Consider the following 1,192-nt stretch of genomic DNA (forward strand, 5'->3'; position numbering starts at 1 on the left):
CAAGAAAAATCTGCAAAAGGCTCTGGTCATTTTCACCCAACTGCGCACCCGGTTGGCCGATGGAGTGAAAAACATGCCCTGCGGTGACAAAGATGTTGAGTTAACACTGGGCAGACACCTCCAGCTCATGGGGGGCAAGAGTAACCTGCAAAAGGCTCTGGTCATTTTTACTCAGCTACGCACCCAGGCAGCTGGAGGGAAGGAAAACACACCCTGTGAGGACAAAGAGATTGAACTGGCTATGGGCAGACATCTTCAGATCATGGGGGGCACGGAGAACTTGCAAAAGGCTCTGGAGATTTTTACCCGTCTGCGCACCCGAGCGGGCAGAGGGCGAGAGGACACGCCTTGTGATGATAAGGATATCGAATTAACACTGGGCAGACATTTTCAACTCATGGGGGGCACGGAGAACTTGCAAAAGGCTCTGGAGATTTTTACCCGTCTGCGCATCCAGGCGGCGGGGGGAAAGCCAGACACCTGCTGTGATGACAAGGAGATCGAGTTAACATTCGGCAGACATCTCCAGGCTATGGGGGGTACCGAGAACCTGAAAACAGCCCTGAACATCTTTACCCGACTGCGCACTCAGGTGACTGGGGATCAGGTGGACACCCCCTGTGATGACAAGGAGATCGAGCTGACTCTGGCCAGACACTTTCAGCTCATAGGGGGCGAGTGTAACCTGCAAAAGGCTCTGGACATCTTTATCCGGCTGCGTACCCTGGCAGCCGGGCAGCCAGACACTCCCTGTGATGACAAGGAGATCGAACTGGGTATAGCGGCCATTTTCACTGATATGGGAGCATGGGGCCGGTTTGACGAACTGCAATTTGAAAAGCAGTTGTTCTCAGGGTTCGAATCCAGCCTGTGTTTCAGTGTCCGTCACTTCCGAGAATTAACAACAGTTGATGCCATCTTGCCCAGGCATTCCACCCTTCTGGGAAAAGCGTTAAATGAAGCAGCTGTTGCGGTGGAGCAAAGCGGAGCGACAAGTGCATCTTGCCTCAGCCAGCTTGCTCATTGCTTCCGTCTGTTATCCGTCTGGCCAGGAGATATGTTGAAGACCCTGGATATCCAGGAAAACAAGAAGCACGAGTTCAAAGATAAAGCGGAAGGACTCTTTGCTCAGGCCAACAAGCTTGAGCCCCATCGACAGAAACTGAAGAAAGATGAACCCTGGAGGCTAAAG

Annotated in this window: 1 protein-coding gene; it reads left to right on the forward strand. The window is 52.6% G+C overall.

What is annotated here, in order from left to right:
- Positions 1-1,192 (forward strand): hypothetical protein (locus tag E1189_RS11685; protein ID WP_196221391.1); only part of this gene is annotated, 1,192 nt, incomplete at both ends.

It is taken from the genome of Parendozoicomonas verongulae (assembly GCF_009711465.1).
Classification (GTDB): domain Bacteria; phylum Pseudomonadota; class Gammaproteobacteria; order Pseudomonadales; family Endozoicomonadaceae; genus Sansalvadorimonas; species Sansalvadorimonas verongulae.